The organism is Candidatus Aminicenantes bacterium, assembly GCA_011049425.1.
Classification (GTDB): domain Bacteria; phylum Acidobacteriota; class Aminicenantia; order UBA2199; family UBA2199; genus UBA876.
Genome location: DSBM01000076.1, coordinates 1 through 3671, shown reverse-complemented (window position 1 = coordinate 3671; position 3671 = coordinate 1). Strand labels below are relative to the sequence as shown.

At 57.2% G+C, this 3671-nt stretch carries 4 protein-coding genes; all 4 read left to right on the top strand.

What is annotated here, in order from left to right; all coding sequences use genetic code 11:
* Nucleotides 1-648, top strand: a 648-nt coding sequence (locus ENN40_05195) for a nucleotide pyrophosphatase (protein HDP94742.1), incomplete at its 5' end; no start/stop codon positions are given.
* Nucleotides 645-2615: a hypothetical protein gene (locus ENN40_05190; GenBank protein HDP94741.1), complete on the top strand. Its 1971-nt coding sequence runs from the start codon at nt 645-647 to the stop codon at nt 2613-2615. The genes ENN40_05195 and ENN40_05190, both read left to right, overlap by 4 nt.
* Before the next feature lie 8 nt (nt 2616-2623).
* Nucleotides 2624-2815: a hypothetical protein gene (locus ENN40_05185; GenBank protein HDP94740.1), complete on the top strand. Its 192-nt coding sequence runs from the start codon at nt 2624-2626 to the stop codon at nt 2813-2815.
* A 28-nt stretch (nt 2816-2843) separates the two neighbouring features.
* Nucleotides 2844-3665: a hypothetical protein gene (locus tag ENN40_05180; protein ID HDP94739.1), complete on the top strand. Its 822-nt coding sequence runs from the start codon at nt 2844-2846 to the stop codon at nt 3663-3665.
* The last annotated feature ends 6 nt before the right edge of the window (nt 3666-3671 follow it).

The following is a 3671-nucleotide window of genomic DNA, read 5'->3' as shown; positions in this document are numbered from 1 at the left end:
GTATCGGATCATGGATTCGGACCCTTCAACCGAGGTTTTCACCTCAATTCCTGGTTGCATAAAGAGGGCTACCTGGTTCTCAAAGACGGCAAAAAGGAGAGCGGCAAATGGTTCGCCGACGTGGACTGGAGCCGCTCCCGCGCATACGGCCAGGGTTTGAACGGTATTTTTCTCAACCTCAAGGGCCGGGAAAAGCAGGGCATCGTGGTTCCGGGTAGAGAAGCGGAAGCCTTGAAACGCGAGATCTGTAAGAAGCTGGGCTCTTTAACGGATCCCCGGAGCGGTTCCCGCGTGATCCGGCAGGCATGGCCCAGTGAGGCGATCTATCGCGGGCCCTATCTTCGCAACGCCCCGGATGTGATCCTGGGATATGAAAAAGGCATGCGTGTTTCCTGGGAATCCGCGGTCAATACCATCGGGCCGGAGTTGTATGCGGACAACACGCGCTGGTGGAGTGGCGACCATGCCTTTACCCGGGACCAGGTTCCCGGGATCTTTTTTTCCAACCGCCCCATACGTGAATCCAATCCGGCCCTGTTGGATATCGCGCCCACGGTACTGTCCGCAATGGGTGTGCAACCACCCGCCTTCATGGAGGGCCGGGACCTGGGAGTGACCGCGGCGGACTCAACGGAGAAAAGCGCATGAAACGCAGGGAATTTATTATGAGTACGGGCGCGATGCTGGCTGCGGCGCCCTTCATGAATTTCGGCGCCGGTACGAAACCGGGTCGGCGCATGCTGGTGCTTGCCTTTGACGGTATGGATCCCGCTATTGCCAACCGCCTGATGCAAAAGGGTGAGTTGCCCAATCTGCAGCGTCTGGCCGGGCGCGGCGGCTTCACCATGATGCGCACCACCATTCCCGCCCAAAGCCCGGTGGCTTGGGCCAGCTTCGCCGTGGGCAGTGATCCCGGAGCCACCGGGGTGTACGACTTCCTGGCCCGCGACCCGAAAACCTATATGCCGGAATTCTCTCAGGCCCAGACCATCCCCGCTTCATCAGTCATCAAGTTGGGCAAGTACCGCATCCCCTTGAAATCCAGCCGGGTGGAGCTGGGGCGTCAGGGCAAGCCTTTCTGGAATACCCTGGAAGAGAACGGTGTTCCGGCAACGCTGTTCAAATTGCCCGGCAACTACCCGCCCAGCCCGACAAAGCAGCGAACCATCTCCGGCATGGGTACCCCCGACATCAAGGGAACGTACGGCATCTACACACTCTATACCACCGACGAGTCCGAGGCGGAACGGGACATTTCCCCCAACCTGCTTTACTACGCTTATATCAACGAACAAAACATGCTGGAGGACGGCTGGATCGAAGGTCCGGAAAACGACCTGAAAGTAGGATCCGGTCCCGTGCGCGTGCCGTTCAAGGCCTATCTTGACTACCGTCACAAAACGGCTCGCATCGATGTTCAAGGCAAAACCCTGTTGGTTTCCGAGGGCGAGTACTCCGACTGGGTGGAGGTGGATTTTCCCCTGATCGAGGGCATCAGCAGTGTCACCGGCATGGTCAAGTTTTATCTGATGGAACTGGGAAAACGTTTTCGGCTCTACATTTCACCGGTGCATGTCAGTCCGCTGCATCCCGCGACCGACATCTGCACACCCGACAACTACTCCCGGGAACTGGCCCGCGAGGCCGGCCTCTTTCACATGATCAACCTGCCGGCGGATACCAAGGCCCTGCAACAGAATACGTTTTCCCTGGAGAACTTCATCGTACAGAGCCAGTCGGTGTTTAAGGAAAGTCGGCGCCTCTTCCACTACGAATTGGAACGTTTCGAGGCACAATCCAAAGGCTTGCTTTTCTTTTACTTTTCCAGCCTTGACCAGGGGCAGCACATGTACTGGGCCTTGACCGATCCCCAACATCCTTTCTATCAGCCGGAAACGGCTTCTCGTTACGGTCATGTGCTGGAGGACTTGTATCGTCAACACGACCGCGTGCTGGGGGAGGCCCTGGAAAAACTGCCGCCGGACGTGGCCATCATGGTGATGTCCGACCATGGTTTCGGCACCTTCCGCCGCGAGGTCAACATCAACAACTGGCTGCATGATGAGGGCTACCTGAAGTTGTCCACTCCGGACTGGTTCCCCGGCCAAAGTTTCCTGGAATACGGCAACTGGGGAGAGACGCAGGCGTACACGCTGGGCCTGAACGGTCTCTACCTGAACATGAAAGGCCGGGAAGCCGAAGGCATAGTCAAACCCGTGCAACGCCGGCATCTGCTGAATGAACTCAAAAGCAAGCTGGAAGCCCTGCGTGATCCAATCAACGGTGAGCGGATCATATCCAATGCCTATATTACGGAAGATGTTTTTTCCCCCACTTACCTCGATCGCGCCCCGGATATCATTCTGGGGTTCCGCCGGGGATATCGCACCGTTGACAACGGGGCCATGGGCGGGTTTTCGGAAAAAGTCGTGGATAATCGCATGGACTGGTGGTCCGGGGATCACTGCATCGACCCCCTGGCCGTGCCCGCGTCTTTCTTATCCAGCTTCCCGATCAACCGCAAGGTCCCGGACATTCGTGACATGGCACCCACCATACTGGAATACTTCGGCGTCAAGCCGCCCCCGACCATGACGGGAAAACCACTGGTCTAGGAGGAAACATGGCCAAGAAAGTGAAATTGAGCAACGAAGCCGTACAAAAAGCCGATACCATCCTTGCCCACCACGGGTATGCTTCACTGGATGAAATGGTCGAGAGCCTGATCGCCCGGGAGTTCGATGCCATCCAGTCCGGAGAGGGAAACCGCGAAGAGATGGCGGACAAGTTGAGCGGACTGGGTTACATCTCCTGAAGCGGCAATACCTGCGGGAGACGCATAAATGATCCACGCCTTCAACTACTTTTTTACCCGCGTAATGCGGGTGATCATGGTTCCATTCGACCGCCTGGGCGATTTCTGGGGCATCCTTTTCTTGAGTTTGTTGTCTTCGCTGGTTGTGTTACTGGTCTACCGCTGGGTGTCGTCTCCCCGTCGCATCCGTCACGCCAAGGATCAGATCAAGGCCAGTATCCTGGCCATCCGCATGTACCGTGATTTCTGGCGCGTGACCTTGGGCGCCTTCGCGCGCAGCCTTGTGTATACTATTAAGTACTTTGCCCTGAACCTGGCCCCGCTGCTCTTGATCCTGCCCATCCTGGTGCCTGTTTTCGCCCAGATGGAGGCCCGTTACGGCATGCGCCCTTTCCAACCGGGGGAACATGTGGTATTGAAGGCGCGTTTAAATACGGATGTTTCCACTCTGGACGTGAACCTGAACACGGGAAACGAAGTCTTGGCCGCCATGAACCCCGTAGTGGTCACAGCCCTGAACGAGGTCAACTGGAAGCTCCGTGTCGAGGCCCCCGGCTTCCATCAATTGACGATCAGCGGCCCGGGTTTTTCCGCAACCAAGCGCCTTGTCGCCGGTGACAAAACCACGGCCCTCTCCAATCGCCGCTATGCGCGTTCAACCTGGGCCCATTTCTGGTATCCCGTTGAACCCCTGTTGAAAGAAGCCGGTCCCGTGGAATCGATCTCGCTACGTTATCCCGGCAAGCGTGTTTCTTTCCTGGGCACGCGCATCCATTGGATATGGCACTACCTGGTGCTGATGCTGATCCTGGTGCTGGGTTTGCGCAAGCGCTTTGGAGTCGAGTTCTAGCAAGGT

Coding starts and splice junctions, on each gene's coding strand:
- ENN40_05190 (HDP94741.1), top strand. CDS start 645: ATGAAACGCAGGGAATTTATTATGAGTACGGGCGCGATGCTGGCTGCG.
- ENN40_05185 (HDP94740.1), top strand. CDS start 2,624: ATGGCCAAGAAAGTGAAATTGAGCAACGAAGCCGTACAAAAAGCCGAT.
- ENN40_05180 (HDP94739.1), top strand. CDS start 2,844: ATGATCCACGCCTTCAACTACTTTTTTACCCGCGTAATGCGGGTGATC.